The following is a 25,920-nucleotide window of genomic DNA, read 5'->3' as shown; positions in this document are numbered from 1 at the left end:
GAGGGGGCACCATCGCGCCATGGCCACCACGCTGACGCCCCTGCCGCCCGGCGACCACGGCCTGCTGGCCGCCCGGCCGGGGCCCGACCTGGCCGCGGCCGGGTACGCCGAGACCGAGCTGCTCGCGGCCGGGACGGCGACCTCCTACCGAGCCGACGAGCTCCCGGGCGACGGCCGCTGGGCGCTGGCCGAGCGCGACCGGGCGGACTTCGCGACCCGGGTCGTGCTCCGCGCGCCGGCCGACCCGGCGGCGTACAGCGGGACGCTGCTCGTGGAGTGGCTCAACGTCAGCTCCGGCATCGACGCGGCGCCCGACTGGACCTACCTGGCCGAGGAGGTCCTGCGGCGCGGGCACGCCTGGGCGGGCGTCTCGGCCCAGCATATCGGGGTGATGGGCGGCGTCTCCGCGGTCGGCCTGGGCGCGCCGAGCGCGGGGCTGCGCGGCCAGGAGCGGTACGCCGCGCTGCACCACCCCGGCGACGCCTACGCCTACGGGATCTACTCCGAGGTCGCCGGCGCGCTGGTCGAGCGGCTGGCCGCCGACCTCGGTGAGGTGAGCTGCCTGCTGGCGGTGGGGGAGTCGCAGTCGGCGTACGCCCTGACCAGCCACGCGAACGGCGTGCAGCCGCTCACCGGCCGCTTCGACGGCTTCCTGGTCCACTCCCGCGGCGGCGCCGCGATGCCGCTGGGCGAGCCGGGGGAGGCCGTCGACATCGGCGTCTTCCGCACCCACGCCCCGACCCGGATCCGCGAGGACCTCGACGTGCCGGTGGTGATGGTGCAGACCGAGACCGACCTGACCGGGCGGCTGGCCTACCTGCCCGCCCGCCAGCCCGACAGCGAGCGGGTCCGGCTGTGGGAGGTGGCCGGCACGGCGCACGCCGACAAGTTCCAGATCGGCGACTTCGAGGAGTACCTCTCCTGCCCGCGGCCGGTCAACCGCGGCCAGCAGGCCTACGTCCTGCGCGCCGCGCTGCGCCACCTCGAGGCGTGGGCGCGGGGCGGGCCGGCCGCGCCGCGCGCCGAGCGGCTGGAGGTCAGCGACGGGCGGTTCGTGGCCGACGACCTCGGCAACGCGTGCGGCGGGGTCCGCACGCCGGTGGTCGACGCGGCCGTCGAGGTGCTCTCCGGCGACACCGAGCCGGGGGCGCCGGTGATCTGCGAGCTCTTCGGCAGCACGGTGCCGCTGGCCGCCGAGCGGGTCCGGGAGCGGTACGCCGACCCCGCGGCGTACCTGGCGGCGTACGAGCGGGCGACCGACGCCGCGATCGCGGCCGGGTTCGTGCTGGCCGAGGACCGCGCCGCGGTGCTCGCCGAGGCGCGGACCGACCTCGTGGCGGCCGCGCTGGGGTGATGCCTCAGACCGCCCAGCGCGGGACGATGAAGACCCCGTCGGCCTCGACGGTGACCCCGTCGGGGTCGCCCAGGGTGGCGACGACGAAGACCTTGCGGCCCTCCTCGCGCTCGATCCGCGCCTCGACGCGGACCGGCCCGAGCGGGGTGCTGCGGACGTAGCGCATCGTGAGCGTCCCGGTCAGCGTGACCCGCTGGTGCGCGCTGGCGGCGACCCCCATGACGTGGTCGAGCAGCAGCGCGCCGACGCCGCCGTGGACCATGCCGGGCGGCCCCTCGTACGCCGCGCCGAGCACCGTGTCGGCGTGCACCAGCCCGTCGGGGTCGCGCACGACCTCCAGCGGCGGCGCGACCGCGTTGCGCTCGCCGACCACGGCGTTGCCCCAGCTCCAGGTGCGCCCCTCGGCGTTGTAGCGGACGCCCGCGGGGCCGTCGAGCTGGCGGGCGCGCAGCCGGGCGACGAGCGCGTCGACCTCGGCGCGGACCGCGCGCACCTCCTCGTCCTCGACGGTGGTGCGGATCGTGGCGTCGACGAGGTCGCGGACGCTGTCGGCGAGCGGACGGTGCAGCGCCTCGAGCCGGTCGACCTCGGCGGTCGGGACGTCCTCGTGGACGAAGACCGCGGCGTAGCCGGCCGAGGGCGCCTGGCCCGGTGCGCTCACGCGGGCGCTCCCTGGACCGAGAAGATCGGCAGCGACCGCCGCGGCTCGAAGGCGAAGTCCGCGCCCGTGCTGATCCGGGTCACCGCCACCTCGTCGTGCTCGCGCGCCGGCTCCTCGCGGGTCACGACGGTCGCGGTCCACGTCTGCTCCGCGCCGGTCACCTCGACGTCGAGCAGCGGGCTGACCCCGCGCACGGCGGCCCGCAGCGGCTCGGGCGAGCCGGGCCCGACCAGCGCGAGCCAGGCGCCGTCCTCGTGGGCGGCCGAGGGCGCGACCGTGAGCGTGGCCGCCCCGAACGACGCCTCGACGTACGCCGCCGGGTTGAGCAGCGGGTGCAGCCGCAGCACCTCGAGCGCGCCGCCCGCGTCCGCGGGCAGGTCGAGCGCCCGGCGGATCCGGCCCGCGGCGACCCCGGCGATGCCGACCAGCTGCTTGGTCGCGATCGTGCGCAGCTGGGCCCGGCCGGCCTCGTCGTCGCCGGCGCGGGCCCGCACCGCGAGCAGGAAGGCCAGGTCGAGCAGGTGCATCTGGAGGCAGACCTCGTCGGCGATCCGGACGAGGGCGGAGTGGCTGAACGCGCTGAAGTCGAGGTCGTCGACGAGGGGCCCGGCGTAGTCGGCGGCGCCCTCCTCGCGCGGGTCGATCGGGTCCAGCTCGAGGGACGCGGCCCGCGAGCGCGCGTTGACCGCGAGCGCGGGGATGCCCTCGACCGGCGGGTGCGCCGGGTCGATCCGCACCGTCCAGGCGCAGTGCGGGGTGCGGCCGGCGGGGACGCGCGGCGGGCGGTGGATCGGGCGGACCTGGGCGCGCGGGTTGGTCGCGACGGCGGTCGCGTCGAAGGTCGGGTCCTCGATGGTGTGGCACATCGAGCGGACGTAGTCCGGACCCATCGGCTCGACGTCCATCAGCGCGCCGCAGTGGTCGAGGTGGAACTCCCCGCTCCACCGGTCGTGGACGGTGTAGCGGAAGTCCATGAACTGCGGGGGAGCGCCGATGTCGAGCTGCAGGCCCTTGAAGATCGTGACCACGTCGCCCTCGTCCGGCGGGCCGGCGTACCCCAGCGCCTGCTGCATCCGGCGGGTGTAGATCGGCGAGGCCGCGGCCCACTCCTCGATCGCGATCTGCGCCATCTCCTCGCGGCCGAACGCCGAGATGCACCAGGCCATCCCGGAGCGGTCGATGAGCTGCCCGATGAGCAGCAGCTCGGGCACGAGGGCGGCGAGCTGGGCGCGCGAGAGGTCGGCGTACCGGCTGGGCATGCGGGCATCGTCGGGCACCGCCGCAGGGGTGTCAACAGTGTTGACATCGGTGCCGACTTCGGCCGAACAGGTTGACGTACGTCACATCTCGGGCCATGTTGACGCGCGTCGAGTGAACTGGAACACGTTCCAGGAACGAGCAGCCGGAGGGGCGAACCATGGCGGAGAACGTGCAGCAGCTGGTGCGGGAGCGGGCCGAGGACGACGGGGTCGCGATCAGGTACGGCGACCGCAGCTGGACCTGGCGCGAGCACGTCGCCGAGGCCTCGGCCGAGGCGTCCGCGCTCCTCGGGCTCGTCGACGCCGAGCGGCCGGTCCACGTCGCCGTCCTGCTCGGGAACACCCCCGACATGCTGCGGTCGATGGCCGCCGCGGCGCTCGGCGGCTACGTCCTGTGCGGGATCAACAACACCCGGCGCGGGGACGGCCTGGTCGCCGACGTACGCCGCTCCGACGCGCAGGTGCTGCTCACCGACGCCGACCACCGGGGCCTGGTCGAGGGGCTCGACCTCGACGGCGTGCGGGTGGTGGAGGTCGGGTCGCCGGAGTACGACGGCCTCGTGGCCGCCGCGGGGCCGCTCGTCCCGCACCGCGAGGTCGAGGCGATGGACACCTTCATGATGATCTTCACCTCCGGCACCAGCGGGGAGCCCAAGGCGGTGCAGGTGGCGCACCTGATGGTGCTGTTCTCCGGGATGAACCTCGTCGACCGGTTCTCGCTGACCGCCGACGACGTCTGCTACCTCTCCATGCCGCTGTTCCACTCCAACGCGGTCGTGGCCGGCTGGGCGCCGGCGGTCGGCGCGGGCGCGGCGATGGTGCCGGCGAGGTTCTCCGCCTCCCGCTTCCTCGACGACGTGCGGCGCCACGGCGTGACCTACATGAACTACGTCGGCAAGCCGCTGGCCTACGTCCTGGCCACCCCCGAGCAGCCCGACGACGCCGAGAACACCCTGCGTGTCGCCTTCGGCAACGAGGCGAGCGACCGCGACATCGAGGAGTTCGGCCGCCGGTTCGGCTGCGACGTGATGGACGGCTTCGGGTCGACCGAGCTGGCGATCATCATCCTGCGCGAGCCCGGCACGCCGACCGGCTCGATCGGCAAGGGGATGCCCGACGTCGGCATCTACGACCCCGAGGCCGTCACCGAGTGCGAGCCCGCGCGCTTCGACGAGCACGGCGCGCTGGTCAATGCCGATCGCGCCGTCGGCGAGCTGGTCAACACCCAGGGCGCCGGCTACTTCCAGGGCTACTACAACGACGCCACCGCCAACGAGGAGCGGATGCGGCACGGGATGTACTGGTCCGGCGACCTCGCCTACCGCGACGCCGACGGCTGGATCTACCTCGCCGGCCGCACGGCGGACTGGATGCGCGTCGACGGCGAGAACCTCGCCGCCGCCCCGATCGAGCGGATCCTGCTCCGCCTCCCGCAGCTGAACCGGGTCGCCGTGTACGCCGTCCCCGACGGCAACGTCGGCGACCAGGTCATGGCCGCGATCGTGCTGCAGGACGACGCCACGCTGAGCCCCGCCGAGCTCGAGGCGTTCCTGGCCGAGCAGGCCGACCTGTCCCCGAAGGCCTGGCCGCGCTACGTCCGGATCGCCCCCGACCTCCCGGCCACCGCCACCAACAAGGTCGTCAAGCGCGAGCTCATCGCCCAGGGCCCCACCCCCGGCAACGGCGAGCTGTGGGTCCGCGAGGAGCGGGGCCGGTCCTACGCCCCCAGCTCCGCCCCCGTCCCCGCCTGACTCGCTCGCTGGCGCTCGCTGCTCAACCAGCAGAAGGCCGGCGAAGACCCTTGCGCACCAACGAGAACACGTTCTAGATTGGACAGGTGTCCAGTTATGTGTCCAGCGCTCCGCGGCAGGGGCTCGGGTCCCGGCGTGCGGAGACCGTCGAGCGGTTGTTCGCTGCGGGCGCCGAGGAGCTGGACGAGGTCGGCCACGAGGCGCTGACGATCCGGTCGGTGGCCGGGCGGGCGGGGGTCTCGCCGGCGACGGCGTACACCTACTTCGCCTCCAAGAACCACCTCTTCGCCGAGCTGTTCTGGCGCCACCTCGCCGAGGACGCCGACCGCGAGCCCGAGGGCGGCGACCCGGTCGCGCGGGTCCAGGACGTCACCCGCCGGATGGCCGAGCGGCTGGCGGACAGCCCGGCGCTCGCCGCCGCGGTCACCCCGGCGCTGCTCAGCTCCGACGCCGACGTCGCGCGGCTGCGGCTGCGCATCGGCGGGGAGTTCCTCGACCGGTTCTCCCGGGCGCTGGGGGAGCAGGCCGACCCCGCCGTCCTCGAGGCGCTGGTGCTCGCCTTCTCCGGGGCGCTGCTCCAGGCCGGCATGGGCGTCATGACCTACACCGACATGGGCGAGCGGCTCGACGCCGTGGTCGCCGCGATCCTGGAGGGCCACGCGTGAGCACCGACGTCGAGCCCGCGGCCGCGCCGCTGCACTTCGACCCCTACGACTACGACGTCCACGAGGACCCCTACCCGGTCTACGCGCGGCTGCGCGCCGAGGAGCCGCTGCACCACAACACCGAGCACGACTTCTGGGCGCTGAGCCGGCACGCAGACGTCGCGGCCGCGGTGCGCGACGACGAGACGTTCTCCAACGCGATGGGCGTCTCCCTCGACAAGAGCGCCTGGGGGCCGCACGCGCACAAGGTGATGTCGTTCCTGGCGATGGACCCCCCGCACCAGGCGCGGCTGCGCTCGCTGGTCTCCCGCGCCTTCACCCCGCGCCGCGTCCGCGAGCTCGAGCCGCGCGTGCAGGCGCTGAGCGAGCACTACCTCGGCCTCGCGCTCGACGGCGCCGGCAGCGGCGACGAGGTCGACCTGGACTGGATCACCGCCTTCGCCGGCAAGCTCCCCATGGACGTCATCTCCGAGATGATGGGCGTCCCGCCGGCCGACCGCGACGAGGTACGCCGCCTGGCCGACCTCGTGGTCCACCGCGAGGAGGGCGTGCACGACGTCCCGCCGGCCGGCATGGACGCGGCGCTGACCCTCGTGGGCTACTACGCCGGCATGCTGGCCGAGCGTCGCCGGCAGCCCACCGAGGACCTCACCAGCGCGCTGCTGGCCGCCCGGATCGACGACGGCAGCGGCGAGGTCGACCACCTGGCCGACGAGGAGATCATCGCGTTCCTCTTCCTCATGGTCGTCGCGGGCAACGAGACGACCACCAAGCTGCTCGGCAACGCGCTGTTCCACCTCACCGCGCACCCCGCCCAGCTCGCCGAGGTGCTGGCCGCCGGGCCCGGCGCGGACGGGCTGGTCGTGCCGTGGATCGAGGAGACGCTGCGTCACGACACCTCCAGCCAGATGGTGGCCCGCCACCTCAAGCGCGACCTCGCCCTCCACGGCACGGTCGCGCCGGCGGGCGCGAAGCTGCTGCTCCTGCTCGGGTCGGCCAACCGGGACGAGACGGTCTTCACCGACCCGACCGTCTTCGACCTGCACCGCGACCGCGCCGAGCTCGCGCAGATCCTCAGCTTCGGCGGCGGGCGGCACTTCTGCCTCGGCGCCAACCTCGCGCGGCTCGAGGCCCGGGTGGTGCTCGACCACCTGGTCCGGGTCAGCGCCGACCTCGAGGTCGACCACGGGGCCGCGGTGCGCGTCCACTCCACCAGCGTGCGCGGCTTCGCCTCGCTGCCGGCCCGGGTGACGCTGCGATGAGCACGCGATGAGCGCGGGCAGGTACACCCAGCCCGAGCGGCGCCCCGCGGTCGTCGCCGGCGCCTCGTCGGGCATCGGCGCGGAGACGGCCCGGGCGCTGGCCGCGGCCGGCTTCCCGGTCGCGCTGGGCGCGCGGCGTACCGACCGCTGCGAGGAGCTCGCCGCCGCGATCCGCGCCGAGGGCGGGGAGGCCGTCGCGCACCCGCTGGACGTCTCCTCCGACGAGGCGGTCGCGGACTTCGCGGCCAAGGTGCGGGCCGACCTCGGCGACGTCGAGGTGGTGGTCAGCAACGCCGGCCTGGTCGGCCCCGGCCGGCTGCTCGAGGTCGGCGCCGAGCGGTTCGCCCGCGAGCTCGACGTCAACCTCGTGGGGCCCTACCGGCTGGTGCAGGCGTTCGTGCCGGCGATGGTCGCGCGGCGCCGCGGGGACGTCCTCTTCGTCTCCTCCGACGTCGCCCTGCGGGCCCGGCCGTTCATGTCGGCCTACAGCGCGAGCAAGGCCGGCCTGGAGGGGCTCGTGGCGTCGCTGCAGATGGAGCTCGAGGGCACCGGCGTGCGCGCCTCGGTCGTGCGGCCCGGCCCGACCTGGAGCGAGATGGGCAGCGACTGGGACGCCGAGGAGACGGCGTTCGTCCTCGAGCAGTGGGTCCGCTTCGGGCTGGCCCGGCACCCGCACTTCCTCAAGGCCCGCGCCGTCGCCGACGCGATCGCCACCGTCGTCGGCGCCCCCCGCGGGGTCCACCTCAGCCCCGTCGACGTCAACCCCGAGGCGCCCGTGACACCCGTGACACCCACAGCGGAGGACCCGTCATGACCACGACCACGCAGGACCTGCTGGCTGACATCCCCGAGGTGTCGATGGTGCTCGACGACCAGGGCCCCGAGGTGCCCGCGATCATCCGCGGCACCGGCCACCTCCCGGAGATGCGGGTCGACCCGGTCGGCCTCTTCCACCGGGTCCGCGAGGAGTGCGGCGACCTCGGCCGTTTCCGGCTGGCCGACAAGGACGTCGTGCTGGTCTCCGGCGCCGAGGGCAACGAGGCGTTCTTCCGGGCGCCGGACGCCACGCTCGACCAGGCCGCGGCGTACCCCTTCATGACCCCGATCTTCGGCCAGGGCGTCGTCTTCGACGCCAGCCCCGAGGAGCGCCAGCAGATGCTGAAGAACCAGGCGCTGCGCGGGGACATGATGCGCGGCCACGCGCAGACCATCGAGGCCGAGATCCGCCGGATGGTCGCCGGCTGGGGCGAGGAGGGCGAGGTCGACCTGCTCGACTTCTTCGCCGAGCTGACGATCTACACCACCTCGGCGTGCCTGATCGGCAAGCCGTTCCGCGAGGAGCTCGACAGCCGCTTCGCCCGGGCCTACCACGAGCTCGAGCACGGCACGGACGCCATCGCCTACGTCGACGCGTACGCCGACATCGACTCCTTCCGCCGCCGCGACGCGGCCCGCGAGGAGCTCGTCGCCCTCGTGCAGGGCATCGTCGACCGGCGGGTGGAGCGCGGGCCGGTGCCGCGCGAGGAGCGCGACCTGCTCGACGTGCTGATCTCGCTGGAGATGTCGGCCGACTACATCACCGGGATCTTCATCTCGATGATGTTCGCCGGCCACCACACCAGCAGCGGCACGGCGTCCTGGGCGATGATCGAGCTGCTGCGCCACCCCGAGGTGATGGGGCAGGTGGTCGCCGAGCTCGACGACCTCTACGCGGGCGGCTCCGAGGTCTCCTTCCAGGCGCTGCGCTCGATCCCGGTGCTGGAGTCGGTGCTCAAGGAGACCCTGCGGCTGCACCCGCCGCTGATCATCTTGATGCGGCTGGTCCAGGAGGACGTCGAGCTGCTCGGCCGCACCATCCCCGCCGGCACGGTCGTGGCGTCCTCGCCGCGGGTCTCCAACCGGATCGAGGAGGACTTCCCCGACGCCGACGCCTTCGACCCGGGCCGCTACCTCGACCCGCGCCAGGAGGACCTCCAGAACCGCTGGACCTGGATCCCCTTCGGCGCCGGCCGGCACCGCTGCGTCGGCAACGCCTTCGCGATGATGCAGATGAAGGCGATCTTCTCGGTGGTCCTGCGCGACTTCACCTTCGAGGCCGCGCAGCCGTTGGACTCCTACCGCGACGACGTCACCAAGATGGTCATCCAGCTCGAGCAGCCCTGCCGCGTGCGCTACCGCCGCCGGCCGGGCCGATGAGCGCGATGGCCTCGATGCGGGTCCTCGCCGACCTCGACCTGTGCCAGGGCCACCAGCTGTGCCAGGGCGAGGCGCCCGACGTCTTCGGCTTCGACGAGGGCGCCGACGTGGTCGTCGTGCTTGAGGAGCGGCCCGCGGAGTCGCGGCGCGCCGACGTCACCCAAGCCGTCAAGTACTGCCCAGCCTTCGCCCTCAGCATCGAGGACGGGCCCATCGAGGAGGACCCCGCATGACCGACCTGACCCGCGCCCAGCTCGAGGACTTCTGGGACGGCTGGCTGGCCGCCAACCGCGAGGCCGAGCGGCTGGGCGACTGGCGGCTGCTCGCCGAGCTGTACGCCGAGGACGCCAGCTACGGCTGGATGTACTCCGTCGACGAGCACTTCATGGCCGTGGGCCGCGACCAGATCCGCGACTGGGCCATCGGCATCGAGATGGACGGCTTCGACGGCTGGCACTACGACTACGTCGCCACCGTGATGGACGAGTCCAACGGGATGGTCGTCGGCTTCTGGAAGCAGCGCTCGGGGATCGTCGACGACGCGACCGGCAAGGAGCACGAGATCCTCGGCATCGGCGGCTCCTGGTTCGGCATCGAGCGGCAGACCACCGGCGCCGACGCCGGGCAGCTGAAGATCGCCTGGCAGCGCGACTGGTTCGACATGCCCTCGACCGCCCACACCTTCATGGCGATCCTGAAGTCCGGCAAGGCGCCCGACACGCTGCTGGAGCGGATGAAGGTCACCGGCCACGGCGTCCCCGGGCACTACCACCTCGCCGACATCCCCTCGCCGGTGTGGCCGCCGCCGGTCGAGGCCGGGCTGCACGTGCGGCCCCAGCCGACGACCCAGCCGACGACCCAGCCCGCGGAGCGGACGCCGTGACCGCGCTGGCCACCCCGCCGGCCCAGCAGCTCATCGACGGCAAGCTGCTCCCGGCGAGCGACGGGGCGACGTACCCGATCCTCGGCCCGGCGACCGGCGAGGTCATCGGCCACGCCCCCGACGGCACGGCCGCCGACGTGGACGCCGCGATCGCCGCGGCCCGGCGGGCCTTCGACGAGAGCGCCTGGTCCACCGACGTGGCGCTGCGGGTGCGCTGCCTGCGCCAGCTGCACGCCGCGCTGCTGGAGGAGGCCGAGACGTTCACGGCGCTGACCACCGCCGAGGTCGGCATGCCCGGCTTCATGATGGGCGCGGCCGGCTTCGACGTGCCGGTCGACGGGCTGCGGTGGGTCACCGACCTGCTGGAGTCCTACGAGTTCGAGACCGACCTCGGCGTCGCGAAGCCGATGGGGATCGCCTCGCGCCGCACGGTGCGCCGCGAGCCGGTCGGCGTCGTCGCCGCGATCACCCCCTGGAACGTGCCCACCCAGATCAACCTCGCCAAGATCGGCCCGGCGCTGGCGGCCGGCTGCACCGTCGTGCTCAAGCCGGCGCCGGACACGCCCTGGGTCGCCGCCGAGCTGGGCCGGATCGCCGCCGAGCGCACCGACCTGCCCGCCGGGGTCCTCAACGTGGTGACCCCGCGGTCGAACGAGGTCGCCGCGGTGCTGGCCAGCGACCCGCGGGTCGACATGGTCTCCTTCACCGGCTCCACCGCGACCGGGCGGGCGATCATGGCCGCGGCGGCGCCGACGCTGAAGAAGGTCTTCCTCGAGCTCGGCGGCAAGTCCGCGGCGATCGCGCTCGACGACGCCGACGTCGCCGCGGTCGCCGGCGCCACGGCGTTCACCGCCTGCATCCACGCCGGCCAGGGCTGCGCGATCACCACCCGCCTGGTGGTGCCGCGCGAGCGGTACGACGAGGCGGTGCAGGTCGCCGCGGCGACGATGGAGTCGATCGGGGTCAAGGACCCCGCCGACCCCGGCGCCATCTGCGGGCCGGTGATCTCCCAGGCACAGCGCGACCGGGTGGAGTCCTACCTGCGGCTGGCCGAGGCCGAGGGGGGCACGTTCGCCACCGGCGGGCACGTCCTGGACCGCCCCGGCTACTGGGTCGCCCCCACCGTCGTGGCCGGCCTCGACAGCTCCGCGCGGGTCGCCCAGGAGGAGATCTTCGGCCCGGTGCTCGTCGTCCTCGCCCACGACGGGGACGACGACGCCGTGCGGATCGCCAACGACTCGGCGTACGGCCTGTCCGGCTCGGTCGACTCCGGATCGCTGGAGCGGGCCAAGGCCGTGGCCGACCGGATCCGCACCGGGACGCTCGCCGTCAACGGCGGGGTGTGGTTCAGCCCCGACGTCCCCTTCGGCGGTTACAAGCAGTCCGGCCTCGGCCGGGAGATGGGCGTCGCCGGCTTCGAGGAGTACCTCGAGACCAAGTCCCTGGCCTTCCCCGCCTGACCTACCGCTACGACGAAGGATCAACATGAGCAGACTGCAGGACAAGGTGGTCGTCGTGACCGGCGCGGCGCAGGGGATCGGCGAGGTCTACGCCCGCTCGATCGCGGCCGAGGGCGCCGCGGTCGTCGTGGCCGACCTCAACGAGGAGGCCGGCGAGAAGGTCGCGGCCGGCATCAACGAGAGCGGCGGCCGCGCGAGCTTCGTGCGCACCGACGTCAGCAGCCACGAGTCGGCGGCGGCGCTGGTCGAGCGGACCGTCGCCGACCACGGCGGCATCGACGGGCTGGTCAACAACGCCGCGATCTACGGCGACATGCAGTTCGACCTGCTGATCAGCGTCGACTGGGACTACTACCGGCGCTTCATGAGCGTGAACATGGACGGCGCGCTGGTGATGACCCGCGCGGTCTACCGCGAGATGCAGAAGCGCGGCGGCGGCTCGATCGTCAACCAGAGCTCGACGGCGGCCTACCTCTACTCCGGCTTCTACGGCCTGGCCAAGGTCGGGGTGAACGGCCTGACCCAGCAGCTGGCCCACGAGCTCGGCGGGCGGGGCATCCGGGTCAACGCGATCGCCCCGGGCCCCACCGACACCGAGGCCACCCGCACCCAGGCCGGCGGGGCGTCCCAGGAGCTGGTGAAGTCCCTGGCGATCAAGCGGATGGGCCAGCCCGAGGACATGGTCGGCGCCTGCGTCTTCCTGCTCTCCGAGGAGTCGTCGTGGGTGACCGGACAGATCCTGGCCGTCGACGGCGGCCAGACCTTCCGCCCGTGACGGGCCCCGCGCCCCGGGTCGGGTTCGTCGGCCTGGGCAACATCGGCAAGCCGATGGCGCTGCGGCTCGCGGCCTCGGCCCTGCCCCTCCACGTGTACGACGTCGCGCCGGCGCCCCTGGCCGAGCTCGCCGCCGCGGGGGCGGAGGTCGCGGGGTCGGTGGCCGAGGCGGCCGCCGCCGTCGACGTGCTGTGCGTGATGGTCCGCGACGACGACCAGGTCCGCGAGGTGCTGGCCGAGGCGCTGCCGGTCGCCCGCGACGGGCTGACGGTGGTGGTGCACTCCACGGTCGCGCCGGGCACCCCCGGCGAGCTGGCCGACCTCGCCGCGCGCCACGGCGTACAGGTCCTGGACGCGCCGGTCAGCGGCGGCGCGATGGGGGCGGCCGACGGCACCCTGGCGATCCTGGTCGGGGGCGAGGACGCGGCGTTCGCGGCGGCCCGCCCGGCGCTGGAGGTGATGGGCGCCAAGGTCGTCCACGCCGGCCCGATCGGCGCCGGCACCCGCTTCAAGCTGGCGCGCAACCTGATGCACTTCGTCGCCTTCACCGCCGCCACGGAGGCGCAGCGGCTCGCGGAGGCCGCCGGCCTGGACCTCCGGGCGCTCGGCGACGTGGTGCGCCACACCGACGCGATCACCGGCGGGCCCGGCGCGATCATGCACCGCGAGACCACCGCCCCGATCGCGCCCGACGACTTCTGGCACGGGGTGTTCTCCCACGTCGTCGCGCTGGGGGAGAAGGACCTCGGGTTCGCGGTCGCGCTGGCCGACGAGCTCGGGGTCGACGTACCGCTCGCTCGGTTGGCCGAGCAGCGACTGAGGGAGGGGCTGGGACTGTGAGCGAGGACCGTGCCGGGAAGCTCGACGCCGGGAAGTTCGACGGACTGCCCGAGACCCGCCGCCGGGGGCTGGAGAAGATGGAGGAGGTCTACGGCTTCGAGATGTCCGACGGCACCGGCGACTTCTTCGGCTACACCGCCGACCATCTCTTCGCCGACATCTGGACCCGGCCGGGTCTCACCGACCGCGACCGCCGGCTGCTGCTCATCGGGATGCTCGCCGGCCAGGGCGCCGCGGACGTGCTCGGCATCCAGGTCCCGGCGGCGTACGCCAACGGGGAGCTCGACGACGAAGCGCTCCGTGAGATCGTGATCTTCGTGTGTCACTACGCCGGCTGGCCCCAGGGGGCCCGACTGAACTCCATCGTCGAGGAGACCATCGCCAAGGCGGCCCGCCGCGCCGCGCGGGCGGGGGAGTCGTCCTGAGCGCTGCGACCGCCGTCCGGCCGCTCGGCGCCACCGACCTCGACCGGGTCGTGCGGCTGCTCGAGCGGCGCAGCGCCCGGACGGCCGCGTGGGCGCCGCGCCTGTGGCGGCCCAGCGACCAGGCCGGTGCGGTGCTCCGCGCGATGGCCGAGCGGATGCTGACCGCGCCCGACACCGTCTGCCTCGGCTCGGAGGACGCCGTCCTCCTCGGGGTACGGCGCGACGCCGGCCGGGTCGTGGTGGACCACCTCGAGTCGGTGAGCGACGACGCCGACGAGCTGGCCCGGCTGCTCACCAGCGTGCCGGCCGAGGCCGGGGAGGTCGCGGTCTTCACCCCGCTCGCCGACGAGGTGCGGCTGCGGGCCACCGACGCGGCCGGCTTCGTGGCGACCGGCCGGTGGTGGGTCCGCGACCTGCCGATCAGCCTCGCGGTCGCCGGCAACCTGGGCGCCCCGCGGCCCGGCTACTCCCTCGCCCCGCCGCCGCCCTTCCACGACCCCGGCGGCCCGATCGCGGTCATCGGCAAGGCCACCTCGGCCCAGGACCTGGTCGAGATCGGCGTCGACGCCGCCGCCCGTGAGGCCCGGGTCGCCGTCGTCATCGCCGGCCCCGGCTCGCCCCTCGAGGCCCTCGCCGCCGAGGCGGCGTACCAGCCCGTCGCGGAGCTGCGGGCGCGCTGAGCCCGTTCCCGGGCCGATCCTCCCGGCGGCGCCTAGGCTGCGGTATGGCCAAGGGACCGCAGCGACGCATCAGCAGAGCGCAGTACGAGACCGAGCTGTTCCGCCTGCAGGCCGAGCTGGTCAAGGTCCAGGAATGGGTGCGCGCCGAGGGCGAGCGGGTCGTGGTCGTCTTCGAGGGCCGCGACGCTGCGGGCAAGGGCGGCGCGATCCGGCGGGTCACGCAGTACCTCAACCCCCGCGTCGCCCGGATCGCGGCGCTCCCGGCGCCGACCGAGCGGGAACGCGGACAGTGGTACTTCCAGCGCTACGTCGAGCACCTCCCGGCGCGCGGTGAGATCGTGCTGTTCGACCGGTCCTGGTACAACCGCGCCGGGGTCGAGCGGGTGATGGGTTACTGCACCCCCGAGGAGCACCGCCGGTTCCTGCACCAGTGCCCGATCTTCGAGCGGATGCTGGTCGAGGACGGCATCGCGCTGCGCAAGTACTGGTTCTCGGTCAGCGACGAGGAGCAGGAACGCCGGTTCCGGGCCCGGCGGGACGACCCGATGCGCCGCTGGAAGCTCTCCCCGACGGACCTCGACTCGATCACCCGCTGGGAGGACTACTCGCGCGCCAAGGACGACATGATGGTCCACACCGACATACCGGAGGCGCCCTGGTACGTCGTCGAGGGCGACGTGAAGAAGGAGGCGCGCCTGAACATGATGGCGCACCTCCTCTCCACGCTCGACTACGAGGAGGTCCCGGTCCCCGAGATCGTCGTGCCGGAGCGACCCCCCTCCACCGGCTACCGGCGGCCGCCCCGCGACCAGGCCACCTACGTGCCCGACCACGTCGCGACGCTCATCGACTCCTGAGGCCGGCGGGAGCGTCTGCTCAGTCGACGACCGAGCGCACGATCTCGGCGATCCGGGCCTCGGTGGCGTCGTCCACCGTCTCGAAGTACCAGGCGGCCGGCATCAGCTGCCCGTCCGCGCCGCCCGCTGCGCGGAAGGCTGCCTTCTCGGTGATCGCGAGGTTGAGCCGCTCGTCGTTGCGCAGCGTGACGAGCGCGGGCGTGCTCGCCGAGAGCGCGTAGGCGGGCATGCCGTACCAGATGCGCGGCTTGAGGTCCGGAGCCGCGGCCATGACGACCTCGTGCACCCGCTGCACCACCGACCGCCTCGGCTCGTCCATCCCCGCGATCTTGTCGACCACCTGCGACAGGTTCTTCTCGTCCTTTGACGACATCTCATGTCCTCTCCGTCTGCCGATGCCGGGCATCGGTCTCATGAAGTCGGCGCACCTGGGCGCCGCACCCCATCCGGACATGTTCTGAGCTGGTCAGACCTCTCCGCGATGATTCACGTGGTCGGCCACGTGGAGGCGCAGTCGGGCGGCGTACCGCCCGCGGCCAGGCTAGAGGAAGCGCGGCGATCGGTCATCCGGTTCTGCCAGGCCGCGGCTCAGGTCGGGGTCATCCGGTCGTGGCCACCTCGGTGGTGTCGAGGAGTGCGGCCCGCAGGGCTGCTCGCGCGGCGGAGCACCGACTGCGGACGGCGGAGGGATTGAGTCCGAGGAGCTCGGCTGCCTCGGCCAGGGTGAGGCCGTCCCAGTGGACCAGCATGATCAGCTCGCGGTGCGCGGCCGCGAGGTCACGGACGGCCGCCTGCACGGTGACGTGTCCGGACCATCGTGATGTGTCCAACCGGGGAGGCGGCTCAACCCGGCGGGTTCGCGACCTCGGTGGTGCCGGTGGGGCCGCGGAGGTACTGCCGGCCGTGGGGGTCGCTCCAGAGGTGGACACCGGGGTCGATGACGGGGTCGAGGGGGCGGTAGCGCCATCGTGCGTGGGTCTTGAGCCGGTGGTGCCGCCGACACAGGGGAGCGAGGTTGTGGGTGCAGGTCGCGCCGCCGGTGGCGTGGGGGGTGATGTGGTCGCAGTCGCAGGCTGCCGCGGGGCGGGTGCACCAGGGGAAGACGCACTGCGGCTCGCGGAGGGCGACCTGGTCGCGGAGCCGGCCGGGGATCTCGTACTGCTCGACGTGGGTGTGGTCGGCGAGGTCGATGACGGGCTGGACGGTCAGGTGGGTGTCGGTGCGGCCGCACCAGGAGCGGATGACCTGCTCGAGCTCGGGTCGGGCGGCGGTCTGGTTGCGGCCCACGGGGTCCAGGCCCCAGAGGGCGGTGTCGGTGAGGTGGAGGTGGAGCACGGTCCGGGTGCCCGGCCGGGCCGGGCGGGTGGTCTGGTGGCCGTTGAGGAGGGCGTCGGCGGCGGCGGGGTCGGCGAGGACGCCGACGGCCATGGAGCGGCGTACGTCGAGGGACTCTCCGTGCCCGGGTTGTCCTTCGGTGCCGAGGACGGTGGCGATGCGGCTGATGGTGGCGTCGACGTCGTGGAGGTCCTTCCAGTCTCCGCGGACGACGAGTTCGGCGATGCCGGTGTGGTTGAGGGTGCGTTCGTCGAGGCGGACGTAGCGTGCGTCGAGGGCGGCGAGCTGGGCGAGCTCGCGTTCCTCGGCGTGGAGGCGCAGCATCGCCTCGTCGACGACGCGGTCGAGGCGGACGATGCCGATGGAGCCGGCCACGGGGGCGACGTGGTCGTCGACGTAGGTGGCGACGTCGTTGTCGTGGCCGAGGACGGCTTGGGCGATGCGTCGGGCTCGCCAGGCGGTGACGTGGCCGGCGAGGGTGCGGGCCCAGGTCTTGGGCATCCGGTGGCGCAGCACGAGCGCGTCCCTGATGAGCGCCTGTCCGGCCTCGGTGGTCATCTGGTTGGCAGCGGCGAACGCCGCGGGTGCGTCCCAGCGCACCGGGGGGATCCCGGCCAGCTCCGCGCACTCGACCTCCCCGCCGTCACCAGCGGGTCCGCTGACCTCGGGGCCACCTGCCACGCTCCAGGCCTCCTGGCCCGGGAGCACCGGGTGCGCGTGCGCCCACTCCACCGCCAGCGAGAGCAGCTCGACCTCGGCGGCGTCCGCAGCCGCCCGCGCCGCGCGCACCCGGTCCAGCAGCGCGCCCGGCGTGACGGCGACGTCGTCCGGGTGCGGGGCGGTGGTCGGTGCGGACATGTCCCTATGATATACGAATATACGTTCGAGTGGAAGACCCATCCTGGACGGCTTCGACACGGGAACCGCCAAGCGCGGGTGGTCGTCCCAGCGCCATGCGCACACGCCGACTGCTGGTCCTGCTCCTGCTGATGACGCTCGCCGGATGCGGCACCGAGGAGGAGGCGGCGCTGCCGAAGACCGCGCCGAAGACCGCGCCGACGGCCACGACGACGCCGCAGGCGGGGGCCGAGGACCGCGCGGCGGTGGAGACCCTGGGGCCGGGCCCGGCCGGGGAGGAGGCCGACTTCGAGTGGAACGAGCCGCTCTTCCACTTCCTCGCCGAGGACGGACGCGTCGTCGACGAGGAGCCGTGGACGGCGTGCCTGGGCAACGGCTGCTGGGACGGCGCGCCCGGTCTCGGCGGCGCGATCCCCGCGGTCGGCTCGCCCGACGCGCTGTACTTCGCGTTCGACTACCCGGGCTGGAAGTTCCACTGGGTCACCTTCAACCCGGTCGAGGAGGAGTGCGGCGGGCGCAGCACCACCGTGCGCGCCACGTCCGTGACCGACCGGGTCTTCCGCATCGACCCGGCCGGGCGGCGCGGCCAGTGGCGGGTCGACGTCTTCGGGCGCGGGCCGGAGGGCGGGGACGCCGTGACATCGGTGCTGTGGACCACGCGCGCCGACGGGGCCGTGCCCGCGCCCCGGGCGACCGGGTCCCTCTTCACCGACGAGGACGGCGAGCGGGTGGCGCCGTACGGCGGGCCGGAGCTGCACCTCGCGGATCTCGCGCGCACGCCGGCCGACGCGACGGCGAGCTGGACCGTGACCGACCGGGCCGGGCACTCGGTGACCGTCCCGCTGCGCCGTCAGCGGTCACGCTGCGACGCGGACGGAACGCTCTCCTTCCGCGGCCGGGACCTCACCGCGGCCGAGCTCGAGGGGCTGGCGGGCCCGGCGGTGACCTACACCGTGGAGCTCTTGCTCGACGGCACCACCCACACCGGGACCGCGCGCTGGCCGCAGGACGAGACCGCCGAACCGCCGTACACCCGGTTCACCTTCGAGCCACCACTCCCCGCCTTCCGTCCTTGAGGGCCACCCGCCCGAGCCGGCCCTGTGCGAGGCTCACGGCGTGAGCCTGCCGACGCCGCACCCCGCCTTCGCCGCGCACTTCACCGACCCGCTCTACGACGACGTCGCCCTGGAGTCGGCGCCGTTCGGCAGTGACGAGGGGTCCGACGTCCTCTGGGAGTGGGGGGAGCGGCGCGACGAGCTCGCCCCCGGCTCCACCATCGCCGAGGTGATGGAGATGGACGAGGGGGACGTGGCCGAGACGGTGGCGCGGATGGCGGGCATCGACCACCTCGACCAGGCCGCGATCGTGCGCGGCGCGGCGTTCACCCTGCTGCGGCTCGTCGGGCACCTGGGCGAGGAGGACCGGCAGACCGTGCTGCGCGTCCTCGACTACGAGATCGCGACGACCGCGGACCCGGGCTGGCTGCCGCAGGAGGCCCGCGACCAGCTGGTCCCGCCGCTGGAGCGGCAGCGCGGCGACCTGCTCGCCTGGCGCAACCCCGCGCAGTAGCCGGCGACGTACGAGTGGGGCTCAGAGGAGGTCGAGCGTGCCGAGCTCGCGAACGGCGGCGGCGGTCCGCTCGACCATGACGGCGAACATCCGGTCGCCGCGCTCGGTCCGTGCGCCGTACGCGCAGCCGAAGACCGACACGAGGATCCCCTGGAGCATCGCGAACCGGTAGTCCTCGAAGCACTCCTCGAGCGGGTGGTCGGTGACGCCGTGCTCGACGAGCCGGGCGTGGTACGCCGCGACGACGGACCGCTCGTGCTCGCGGCGCACGCCGGGGTCGAGGCTGGTGGCGACGAGGTAGGCGAGGTCCTTGGCGGGCAGCCCGAGGCTGAGGGTCTGCCAGTCGACGGCCTTCACCGGCACGGCCGGGTCGGGGGAGAACATCAGGTTGTCGAGGCGGTAGTCGCCGTGGACGATCCCGAACCGCTCCGCCCGCGCCAGCGACCAGTCCACGACCACGTCCTGGGTGTCGCGGACGGTCGCCGCGGCCTCGGGCGACATCAGCGACCCGGTGATGTCGAGGAAGGCGTCGATCGCCGGCCCGTAGACCTGGTGCAGCAGGTCCGCGCCGGCGGCGTCCTGCATCGTGATCCAGCCCAGGTCGAGCAGGGCCGGGTCGCACCAGCGCGGCCCGTGCAGGCCGGCGAGGTTCTCCGCCGCGCCGCGGACCTGGTCCGGCGTGCCGCCGAGGAGCTGGTCGCCCTGCTCGGCCGGCGCGAGGTCCTCCAGGACCAGGGTGAAGCAGCCGTCGTCGGTGACGTCGGTAGCCAGGTGGCAGCGGGGGACGTCGACGGCGACGGTCGGCTCGAGGTCGCGGTAGAAGCTCACCTCCGAGCGGTAGGCGCCGACCAGCATGCCGCGGGTGCCGGCGTCGGCGGTCGGCAGCTTGACCAGCACGCTCGCGGGCAGCCCCTCCCCGCTCAGTGCCACGCGCAGGCACGAGCCGATCTGACCGAAGCCGACCGGGCTCACCCGCACCGCGTCCGGCACGGCGCCGAGCACCTCGCCGATCCAGGCGGGGGTGATCTCCTCGGCGGTCGCGATCCTCGGTGCGGTCGTCGGTGCGCTCATGACATCCATCCCGGGTTGGTGGGCAGGTCGTGGGTCACCGCGCGGACCGAGGAGTACGCCGCCAGGACGGGCGCCAGCTCGTCGGGCGTGGCCCCGTGGAGCACGACCGAGTCGGCCCCGAGCGCGAGCTGCTCGAGCACGCGGGCGGCGCACTGCTCCGCGGTCCCGGTCGCCGAGGCGGCCAACCAGTCCGCGGGGAGCACGTCGTCCCGCAGGTGGGTCAGCTCCTCGACGGTGCCGATCGCGTCGAACGCGCCGGGGTAGCCCTGCACGAGCGGGTCGGCGCGGAACCGGTCGAGCACGGCGGGGTCCCATCCGTTCGCGGCGACCAGCACGTCTCCGTACCCCTGGAGATAGGTCGCGAGCCGGCCGACCAGCTTGCGCAGCCGCAGCTCCTCGGGCAGGGAGTCCTCGACGGTCGCGAGCACCGCCCAGACCCGCACCGACGCGGGGTCGCGCCCGGCCTCCTCGGCCGCGGTGCGGATCGTGGCCACCGACCGGGCGAGCGCTTCGTCGGTGAGGAAGGTGTGCAGCACGACGCCGTCGGCGATCCGCCCGGCGAGCGCGAGCGATCGCGGCCCGATCGCGGTCATCAGGACCGGGATCCGCTCGTCGAAGGCGCTGTCCTGGTTGAGGTAGGGGTAGGCGCCGGCCGGGCCCTCGTGGCCGAGGACGGCCTCGCCGCGCCACAGCGACCGGTAGATCCCGACGACGTCCTCGAGCTGCGCGCCGGTCACCCGCGGCAGGCCCATCACGTCGAAGAGGGCGGCGAACCCGCGGCCGAGCCCCAGCGCGTAGCGGCCGCCGGAGAGCCGGTGCGCGGTGGTCGCCATCGTCGCGGTCACCAGCGGGTGGCGGGTGTTGTGGTTGGTGGCCGCGGTGGCGATGCCGACGTGCTCGGTGGCCGCGGCGACCGCGCCGGCGAGCACCCCGGCGTCCTTGACGTTGAACCGCTCGGAGAGGAAGACCGAGCCCAGCCCGAGCTCCTCGGCCCGGCGCGCCTCGGCGAGCAGGTCGCGCGGTTGGTCGGTGTGGCCGGCCAGGCCGTAGCAGGCCAGCTCGGTGAAGCGGCTCACCCGAAGGCCCGGGTGACGTGCCCGACCAGGTCGGGGTAGCGCATCAGGTGCGCGCCGCCGTTGAGGTCGAGCACCTCGCCGGTCAGCCAGCGGGCGGTCGCGAGGTAGACGACCGCCTCGGCGACCTCCTCCGGCGTGCCCGGCCGCCCGAGCGGGGTGTTCTCCAGGTAGTCCTCGCGCACGCCTGGGATGTCCATCGCCGGGGCGGTCAGCGGGGTGACCACCAGGCCGGGGGAGACGGCGTTGACCCGGATGCCCTGCGGCCCGAGCTCGAGCGCCGCGACCTGGGTGAGCATCGCCAGGCCCGCCTTGGCCGAGCAGTACGCCGCCATGCCGGTGCTCGGTTGGCGGGCGTTGAGCGAGGCGACCGAGACCACCGCACCGCCGCCGCCCGCGTCGGTCATCACCCGCGCCGCGTGCTTGAGCACCAGCAGCCCGCCGGTCAGGTTCACGTCGACCACCCGGCGGAACTCCTGCACGTCGTGGTCGACGACCTGCATCAGCGTGCTCACCCCGGCGCTGTTGACCACCACGTCGAGGCGGCCGTGCTCGGCGACGACCGCGTCGACGGCGGAGGCGACCGCCGCCTCCTCGGTCACGTCGACGGGCAGGTCGGCGGCGGTGCCCGCCAGGTCGCCGGTGACCACGGTGTGGCCGGCCCGGCGCAGCGCCTCCGCGGAGGCGGCGCCCAGGCCGGAGGCGCCTCCGACCACCAGTGCGACGGGCTGTCCTGCGGGGGTGGTGCTGGTCATGCGGGTCCTCCTGAGGTGGGGGCGCGCCGGGCCTGGAGCCGGCGCTGCTTGGCGACGAACCGGGTCCCGGCCCGGTTGGCGAACCGCGGCGCGAGCCGGCCGACCCGCCAGGCGATCCGCGCCGGGCGCGGGGTGACGAGCATCGGCCGGTCCGCGGCGACGGCGGCGAGCGCCTGGGCGGCCAGCACGTCGGGGTCCAGCGGGCGACGTACGCCCTGGCCCTTGAGGTAGTAGTCCCGCCCGTGGAACCGGCCGAGGTGGCCCTTCTCCAGGATCGGGGTCTCCACGGCCGCGGGGCACAGCACGGTCACGCCGACGTTCTTGGCCGCGGCCTCGGTCCGCAGGGCCAGGGAGAGCCCGACGACCGCGTGCTTGGTCATCACGTAGCTGGTGATCAGCCCGGCCGCCATGATCCCGCCCATCGAGGCGGTGTTGACGATGTGGCCGCCCCAGCCGTCGCGGCCCTGCCGGACCAGGTGGGGGTACGCCGCGGCCACGCCGTGCACGACGCCGCGGATGTTGACGTCGATGATCGCGTCCCAGTGCGCGAGCGTGAGGTCCTCGGTCTCCCCGCCGAAGGTGATCCCGGCGTTGTTGAAGACCAGGTCGATCCGGCCGGCGCGGGCCACCACGTCGTCCACGACGGCCTGCACGGCCGCGGCGTCGGTGACGTCGAGGCGCACCGCCCGCGCGGTGCCCGGGCCGGCCGCGGCCTCGGCGACCCGTTGTGCGGCGACCTCGTCGAGGTCGGCGACCACCACGTGCGCGCCGGCGGCGACCAGCGCCCGGACCAGGGCGGCGCCGATGCCGGAGCCGCCTCCGGTCACGAGGGCGTGCCGGCCGGTGAACCGGTCCGGGGGCGGGGCCTGCTGGGTCATGCGTGCTCCTCGGCCGGGCGGGTGGGGGTGGGGGTGACGGGCGTGAGGGGGAGCAGCCGCAGCGCTCCCGGGGCGGTGGCCGGGACGGCGGGGGAGCGCGGCGGCACCGGGTCCAGGCGCCGGTACGCCGCGCCGAGCGGCGGCCGGGGATCGGGCTCGCCGCGCTGGGGCCAGAACGACATCGCCCGCTCCGCCATCGCGGTGATGGTCAGCGAGGGGTTCACGCCCAGGTTGGCCGCGACGGCCGAGCCGTCGACGACGTGGAGGCCCGGGTGCCCGTGCAGCCGGTGCCAGGGGTCGATGACACCGGTCTCCGGCCCGGTTCCCATCGGGCAGCCGCCGAGGAAGTGCGCGGTGGTCGGCACGTCGAGCACCTCGGTCCAGCCGGCGCCGGGGATGCCGTCCATCTGCCGGGCCATCGCCCGGCCGATGGCGTTGGCCTGGGGGATGTGGGTCGGGTTCGGCTCGCCGATGCCCTGCCGGGTCGTCATCACCCGGCCCCGGCCCAGGCGGCGGCGCCGGGTGTAGGTGGTCAGCGAGTTGTCGATGCTCTGCATGACCAGCACCCCGATGGACTGCTCGGACCACCGGCGGGGCACGTGCAGCCGCAGCAGGTCGCGCCGCCCGCGCCACATCTCGCGAGCCATCACCAGCGTGCGGCTGCGCCCGGGCACCGGATCGGTCATCGTCGCCATCGCCATGCCCATCGCGTTGCTGCCCCGGCCGTAGCGGCACGGCTCGACGTGGGTGCGCTCGTCGAGGTGGACCGAGGAGGTGATCGCGACCCCCTCGGTGTAGTCCACGTCGTCGCCGCGGGCCCGCACCGCCAGGCCGGCCTCGGAGTTGGTGCGGGTCAGCTCGCCCAGGCGCGGCGAGACGTGCGGCAGGCTCCCGGAGTCGCGCAGGTGGTGCAGCAGCCGCTGGGTCCCCAGGGCCGCCGCGGAGAGGACCACCTGCTCGGCGGTGAAGGTGCGCCCGCGGCGCCGCAGCGGTCCGGTGCGCCGCGTGGAGACGGCGTACCCACCTCCGGGCAGGGGCCGCACGTCGGTGACCGTGGTCAGCGGGTGGACCGTGGCGCCGGCGGCCTCGGCGAGGTGGAGGTAGTTCTTGGGGAGGGTGTTCTTGGCGTTGTGCCGGCAGCCGGTCATGCACTCCCCGCAGTGCAGGCAGCCGTTGCGGTCGGGGCCGGCGCCACCGAAGTAGGGGTCCGGGACCCGGCGGCCCGGGACCGGGTCGAGCAGCACGCCGACGTCCGTGGGCCGCCAGGTGTCCGCCGCGCCGAGCTCGGCGGCGGCGTCGCGGAGCACCCGGTCGGCCGGCGTCACCCGGTCGTACGTCGCCACGCCGAGCATCCGCCGGGCCTGGTCGTAGTGCGGCGCCAGCTCGCTGCGCCAATCGGTCAGGTCGCGCCAGTGCGGGTCGTCGTAGAAGGCGTCGGTCGGCTCGTAGAGCGTGCCGCCGTAGACCAGGGAGCCGCCGCCGACACCGGCGCCGCTGATCACCAGCGCGTTGCGCAGCACGGTCACCCGCTGGATCCCCAGCAGGCCGACCGCCGGCGCGAAGACGTAGCGCGCCAGCCGCCACGAGGTCCGCGGCAGGTCGGCGTCGGTGAAGCGCCGCCCGGCCTCGAGGACGGCGACGTCGTACCCCTTCTCGACCAGGCGCAGCGCGCTCACGCTGCCGCCGAAGCCCGACCCGACGACCACCACGTCGTGGTCGAAGCCGTGCTCCGCGCTCGTCCGGTCCCGCCGGGGCTGTGTCGTCCGCCACACGGGGTCAACAGTGTTGACGCGCGTCAGGTCTGTCAATGGCCCACGCGGGGGAGGGCGCGCGCCTAGGGTCGGGAGCGTGGAGCTGGAGGTGACCGGTCCGGTCTTCGAGTGGCGCGGCCCCGCGCCGCACCACTTCGTGGCGCTCCCCGAGGACGACGCCGCGGTCGTGGCGGACGTCGCGGCGGCGGTCACCTACGGCTGGGGGATGATCCCGGTCGCCGTGCGGATGGGCGGGACGCGGTGGACCACCGCGCTGTGGCCCAGGGACGGCTCGTACGTCGTCCCGCTCAAGCTCGCCGCCCGCCGCGCCGAGGGCGTGGCCACCGGCGACGTCGTCGACCTGGTGCTCACCATCGACGTCTGACCCCGCGCGCTCGGCACGCTCAGGTCGGCTCGGGTCCGTCCCCGGTCAGCGTCGCCCGGACGCACCCGACGACCGCGGGCAGGTCGAGCCCGTACGTCGGCCCGCCGCCCCGCTCGTGGCTCGCCAGCCGTCCGGCCGCCCGGTCCAGCAGCCGCGCGGCCCCCACCGGGTTCCCGCGGGCGTGGTGGGTCAGCGCGACGCACAGCTGGGCCAGCCCCTGCCACAGCTCGCGCTCCTCGGCCGGGCAGGTCTTCCACCGGACCTCGAGCGCCTCGTGCGCGGCGAACGGGCGCCCCGCGTCGAGGAGCTCGCGGGCGAGGGCGAGGGTCTCGGTCGGCGGCAGCGGCTCCTCGGAGATCGGCTCGACGCCGGTGGCGCCGTACGGCAGCGGGCGGCCCAGCTCGTCGCGCGGGCGGGCCTGCTCGGCCCGTCCCCGCGCGTTGCGGTCGCGGTCGACCACGGCGTCCTCCTCGGCTCGGTTCGGCTGGGGTCGGGGAGGTCAGCGGAAGACGCCGACGAAGATCCGGGTCGCGGTGTCGACCAGCTCCTGCGGCGTCGCGTCGAGCGCGCCGTCGAGCCAGGCGGTGATCAGCTCGGCCATGCCGCCGATGAACAGCAGGCCGACCAGCTCGCCCTCCCGGGTGCTCCAGTCCACGCCGTGGTCGCGCGCCTCCTCGGCCGCCCGGTGTGCGAAGTGGCGCAGCAGCTGGGTGCGGCGGGGGCGCAGCGCGGGCATCGCTCCGGCCTCGATGATCGCGACCCGGCCCTTGCGCGGGTCGGCCTGGATCAGCTCGACGAAGGCCAGCACCGAGGCGCGGACTCGGGCGGTGGGGTCGTCGCCCGCGGAGTCGGCCGCAGTGAGGCTGACCTGCTCGATCTCGGTGGCGATCGCGTCCATGACCGCGGTCAGGGCGTCGTCGAGGGAGCGGAAGGACTCATAGAAGTAGCGCTCGGTCAGCCCTGCCGCCGCGCAGATCCTCGTCATCGTCGGGCGTGCCTCGGTGGGGTCGGACCACACCGCGAGGGTCGCCTCGAGCAGGCGTTCGCGCCGCTCGGCGGCGCGATCCTCGGCGCTCACGCCGCGATAGGTCCCGGACTGCACAGCCATGCCGTCACCCTCTCACAGAAGGTTGACAGGACGCCCTGTCTAAATGATGCTGGCGATGCCTGTCGCGCCC

29 protein-coding genes are annotated in these 25,920 nt (G+C 74.2%); 17 read left to right on the top strand and 12 right to left on the bottom strand.

The features are described from left to right. The first annotated feature begins 19 nt into the window (after positions 1-19). Positions 20-1,354: an alpha/beta hydrolase domain-containing protein gene (locus HPC71_RS15480; protein WP_154614836.1), complete on the top strand. Its 1,335-nt coding sequence runs from the start codon at positions 20-22 to the stop codon at positions 1,352-1,354. 4 nt (positions 1,355-1,358) lie between these two features. Here the strand turns inward: HPC71_RS15480 and HPC71_RS15475 are convergent, their stop codons facing one another. Both HPC71_RS15475 and HPC71_RS15470 read right to left on the bottom strand, forming a co-directional pair. Further along, positions 1,359-2,015, bottom strand: coding sequence for a PaaI family thioesterase (locus tag HPC71_RS15475; RefSeq protein WP_171896892.1), 657 nt, complete (start codon positions 2,013-2,015; stop codon positions 1,359-1,361). Further along, positions 2,012-3,274, bottom strand: a complete 1,263-nt coding sequence (locus HPC71_RS15470; RefSeq protein WP_154614837.1) for a hypothetical protein — start codon at positions 3,272-3,274, stop codon at positions 2,012-2,014. Before HPC71_RS15470 ends, HPC71_RS15475 begins: the two co-directional genes overlap by 4 nt. Before the next feature lie 158 nt (positions 3,275-3,432). Here HPC71_RS15470 and fadD1 point away from each other — a divergent pair, with 158 nt between their 5' ends. The 13 genes from fadD1 (at position 3,433) to ppk2 (ending at position 15,067) form a co-directional block, all read left to right on the top strand. After that, positions 3,433-5,025 carry a fatty-acid--CoA ligase FadD1 gene (gene fadD1, locus HPC71_RS15465; RefSeq protein WP_154614838.1) on the top strand — a complete coding sequence of 531 codons (1,593 nt, stop codon included), beginning with the start codon at positions 3,433-3,435 and terminating at the stop codon, positions 5,023-5,025. Positions 5,026-5,123: 98 nt separating this feature from the next. Continuing rightward, entirely contained in the window at positions 5,124-5,690 is a 567-nt protein-coding gene (locus tag HPC71_RS15460; protein ID WP_216656433.1) for a TetR/AcrR family transcriptional regulator, read from the top strand. Continuing rightward, the gene (locus tag HPC71_RS15455) at positions 5,687-6,952 is read left to right on the top strand and encodes a cytochrome P450 (protein WP_253943737.1); all 1,266 of its coding nucleotides are present in this window, start codon (positions 5,687-5,689) and stop codon (positions 6,950-6,952) included. The genes HPC71_RS15460 and HPC71_RS15455 overlap by 4 nt, the downstream gene beginning before the upstream one ends. Positions 6,953-6,959: 7 nt before the next feature. Further along, entirely contained in the window at positions 6,960-7,766 is an 807-nt protein-coding gene (locus HPC71_RS15450; protein ID WP_154614839.1) for an SDR family oxidoreductase, read from the top strand. Then, a complete protein-coding gene (locus HPC71_RS15445) occupies positions 7,763-9,148 on the top strand; it encodes a cytochrome P450 (RefSeq protein WP_284438243.1) in 1,386 nt (461 codons plus the stop codon). The genes HPC71_RS15450 and HPC71_RS15445 overlap by 4 nt, the downstream gene beginning before the upstream one ends. Continuing rightward, entirely contained in the window at positions 9,145-9,381 is a 237-nt protein-coding gene (locus HPC71_RS15440; protein ID WP_216656432.1) for a ferredoxin, read from the top strand. The genes HPC71_RS15445 and HPC71_RS15440 overlap by 4 nt, the downstream gene beginning before the upstream one ends. Continuing rightward, positions 9,378-10,031, top strand: coding sequence for a nuclear transport factor 2 family protein (locus HPC71_RS15435; RefSeq protein WP_195849515.1), 654 nt, complete (start codon positions 9,378-9,380; stop codon positions 10,029-10,031). The genes HPC71_RS15440 and HPC71_RS15435 overlap by 4 nt, the downstream gene beginning before the upstream one ends. Continuing rightward, complete coding sequence (locus HPC71_RS15430; protein WP_171896890.1) at positions 10,028-11,491, top strand: aldehyde dehydrogenase; 1,464 nt, start codon at positions 10,028-10,030, stop codon at positions 11,489-11,491. Before HPC71_RS15435 ends, HPC71_RS15430 begins: the two co-directional genes overlap by 4 nt. A gap of 25 nt (positions 11,492-11,516) precedes the next feature. After that, positions 11,517-12,266: an SDR family oxidoreductase gene (locus tag HPC71_RS15425; protein ID WP_154613212.1), complete on the top strand. Its 750-nt coding sequence runs from the start codon at positions 11,517-11,519 to the stop codon at positions 12,264-12,266. Next, a complete protein-coding gene (locus tag HPC71_RS15420; protein ID WP_253943736.1) occupies positions 12,263-13,105 on the top strand; it encodes an NAD(P)-dependent oxidoreductase in 843 nt (280 codons plus the stop codon). Before HPC71_RS15425 ends, HPC71_RS15420 begins: the two co-directional genes overlap by 4 nt. Continuing rightward, positions 13,102-13,530, top strand: a complete 429-nt coding sequence (locus tag HPC71_RS15415; protein ID WP_253943735.1) for a carboxymuconolactone decarboxylase family protein — start codon at positions 13,102-13,104, stop codon at positions 13,528-13,530. The genes HPC71_RS15420 and HPC71_RS15415 overlap by 4 nt, the downstream gene beginning before the upstream one ends. Positions 13,531-13,580: 50 nt before the next feature. Then, positions 13,581-14,210 (top strand): hypothetical protein, encoded by a 630-nt coding sequence (locus HPC71_RS15410; RefSeq protein WP_154614840.1) that lies wholly within the window; start codon positions 13,581-13,583, stop codon positions 14,208-14,210. 44 nt (positions 14,211-14,254) lie between these two features. Next, complete coding sequence (gene ppk2, locus HPC71_RS15405) at positions 14,255-15,067, top strand: polyphosphate kinase 2 (RefSeq protein ID WP_154614841.1); 813 nt, start codon at positions 14,255-14,257, stop codon at positions 15,065-15,067. A 19-nt stretch (positions 15,068-15,086) separates the two neighbouring features. Here ppk2 and HPC71_RS15400 read toward each other — a convergent pair whose 3' ends face one another. From HPC71_RS15400 to HPC71_RS15390, 3 genes are all read right to left on the bottom strand, one after another. Then, entirely contained in the window at positions 15,087-15,440 is a 354-nt protein-coding gene (locus tag HPC71_RS15400) for a DUF1801 domain-containing protein (protein WP_154613209.1), read from the bottom strand. A 226-nt stretch (positions 15,441-15,666) separates the two neighbouring features. Continuing rightward, positions 15,667-15,897 (bottom strand): RNA polymerase sigma factor, encoded by a 231-nt coding sequence (locus tag HPC71_RS15395; RefSeq protein WP_154614842.1) that lies wholly within the window; start codon positions 15,895-15,897, stop codon positions 15,667-15,669. 13 nt (positions 15,898-15,910) lie between these two features. Beyond that, the gene (locus HPC71_RS15390; RefSeq protein WP_154614843.1) at positions 15,911-17,260 is read right to left on the bottom strand and encodes an HNH endonuclease signature motif containing protein; all 1,350 of its coding nucleotides are present in this window, start codon (positions 17,258-17,260) and stop codon (positions 15,911-15,913) included. A 95-nt stretch (positions 17,261-17,355) separates the two neighbouring features. Here HPC71_RS15390 and HPC71_RS15385 point away from each other — a divergent pair, with 95 nt between their 5' ends. After that, positions 17,356-18,336, top strand: a complete 981-nt coding sequence (locus tag HPC71_RS15385) for a hypothetical protein (protein WP_154614844.1) — start codon at positions 17,356-17,358, stop codon at positions 18,334-18,336. Between the two features lie 40 nt (positions 18,337-18,376). Then, the gene (locus tag HPC71_RS15380; protein WP_154614845.1) at positions 18,377-18,829 is read left to right on the top strand and encodes a hypothetical protein; all 453 of its coding nucleotides are present in this window, start codon (positions 18,377-18,379) and stop codon (positions 18,827-18,829) included. Between the two features lie 21 nt (positions 18,830-18,850). Here the strand turns inward: HPC71_RS15380 and HPC71_RS15375 are convergent, their stop codons facing one another. Genes HPC71_RS15375 through HPC71_RS15355 form a run of 5 tightly spaced genes read right to left on the bottom strand, consistent with a single transcriptional unit; the run spans position 18,851 to position 24,378 of the window. Next, positions 18,851-19,900, bottom strand: a complete 1,050-nt coding sequence (locus tag HPC71_RS15375; protein ID WP_154614846.1) for a phosphotransferase — start codon at positions 19,898-19,900, stop codon at positions 18,851-18,853. Beyond that, complete coding sequence (locus HPC71_RS15370) at positions 19,897-20,976, bottom strand: TIGR03857 family LLM class F420-dependent oxidoreductase (RefSeq protein ID WP_171896888.1); 1,080 nt, start codon at positions 20,974-20,976, stop codon at positions 19,897-19,899. Before HPC71_RS15370 ends, HPC71_RS15375 begins: the two co-directional genes overlap by 4 nt. Further along, the gene (locus HPC71_RS15365) at positions 20,973-21,728 is read right to left on the bottom strand and encodes an SDR family NAD(P)-dependent oxidoreductase (protein ID WP_154614848.1); all 756 of its coding nucleotides are present in this window, start codon (positions 21,726-21,728) and stop codon (positions 20,973-20,975) included. The genes HPC71_RS15370 and HPC71_RS15365 overlap by 4 nt, the downstream gene beginning before the upstream one ends. Then, a complete protein-coding gene (locus HPC71_RS15360) occupies positions 21,725-22,606 on the bottom strand; it encodes an SDR family NAD(P)-dependent oxidoreductase (protein ID WP_154614849.1) in 882 nt (293 codons plus the stop codon). Before HPC71_RS15360 ends, HPC71_RS15365 begins: the two co-directional genes overlap by 4 nt. After that, entirely contained in the window at positions 22,603-24,378 is a 1,776-nt protein-coding gene (locus HPC71_RS15355) for a GMC family oxidoreductase (RefSeq protein ID WP_171896887.1), read from the bottom strand. The genes HPC71_RS15360 and HPC71_RS15355 overlap by 4 nt, the downstream gene beginning before the upstream one ends. Positions 24,379-24,454: 76 nt before the next feature. Between HPC71_RS15355 and HPC71_RS15350 the strand changes: the two genes are divergently transcribed. Further along, the gene (locus HPC71_RS15350) at positions 24,455-24,742 is read left to right on the top strand and encodes a DUF1905 domain-containing protein (RefSeq protein ID WP_171896886.1); all 288 of its coding nucleotides are present in this window, start codon (positions 24,455-24,457) and stop codon (positions 24,740-24,742) included. Positions 24,743-24,761: 19 nt separating this feature from the next. Here the strand turns inward: HPC71_RS15350 and HPC71_RS15345 are convergent, their stop codons facing one another. Further along, on the bottom strand, positions 24,762-25,202 hold the full coding sequence (locus tag HPC71_RS15345) for a DUF309 domain-containing protein (RefSeq protein ID WP_171896885.1): 441 nt from the start codon (positions 25,200-25,202) through the stop codon (positions 24,762-24,764). Positions 25,203-25,241: 39 nt separating this feature from the next. Continuing rightward, positions 25,242-25,850 (bottom strand): TetR/AcrR family transcriptional regulator, encoded by a 609-nt coding sequence (locus tag HPC71_RS15340; protein WP_154613199.1) that lies wholly within the window; start codon positions 25,848-25,850, stop codon positions 25,242-25,244. Between the last annotated feature and the right edge of the window lie 70 nt (positions 25,851-25,920).

The organism is Nocardioides marmotae (assembly GCF_013177455.1).
Taxonomy (GTDB): domain Bacteria; phylum Actinomycetota; class Actinomycetes; order Propionibacteriales; family Nocardioidaceae; genus Nocardioides; species Nocardioides marmotae.
This window is presented reverse-complemented; position numbering and strand designations above follow the sequence as displayed.